This window comes from Flavobacterium sp. Sd200, assembly GCF_009826935.1.
In the GTDB taxonomy this organism is placed as follows: Bacteria; Bacteroidota; Bacteroidia; order Flavobacteriales; family Flavobacteriaceae; genus Flavobacterium.
Map to the genome: position 1 here is coordinate 1 of NZ_WUMN01000032.1, position 632 is coordinate 632.

1 protein-coding gene is annotated in these 632 nt (G+C 49.4%); it reads left to right on the top strand.

Annotated elements, in window-relative coordinates; all coding sequences use genetic code 11:
• On the top strand, positions 1-619 hold a 619-nt coding region (locus GR160_RS19250), incomplete at its 5' end, for an ATP-binding cassette domain-containing protein (protein ID WP_160751521.1).
• Between the last annotated feature and the right edge of the window lie 13 nt (positions 620-632).

Sequence of the window (632 nt, forward strand, 5' to 3'; positions counted from 1 at the left end):
CCTGCCCGAACTTCTGAAGTGGGATAAAAAGACCATACAAAACCGCACCATCACACTATTGCAAAAGCTCAACCTGCCGGAAGGTATTCTCAGCCGTTACCCCCACGAACTCAGCGGCGGCCAGCAGCAAAGGGTAAGCATAGCACGCGCCCTTATAGCAGAACCTCCTGTACTGCTGATGGACGAACCCTTTGGCGCACTCGATGCCATTACCAAAGCCGCGATACATAGAGAGTTCCGTTCCCTTGAGGAGCTTACCGGAAAAACGACCCTGTTGGTTACACACGATGTGCAGGAAGCTTTTGAGCTCGGGCACCGCATTTGTCTCATGGATAAGGGTAGAATCATCCAGTCCGGCACACCGCGCGAGATACTCTACCATCCGGCAAATGATTTCGTAAAGGAGTTTTTTGCGTCCAACCGCCTCATTCTTGAGTATAAAATTGCTTCCCTTAGCGACATTCGCCCTTATTTAAAATCGGTACTAACTTTAAAAACAAACGAGTCCGTTTCTGTATGGCAAGCGCTACAGGAGTTAAGTACCGATGATATAGACGGCCAGCAGTATACAAACCTGGTACAGGCGTTTGCCCTTTACCGTAAAACGCAGGGGGTATGAACCAGGAACAAAC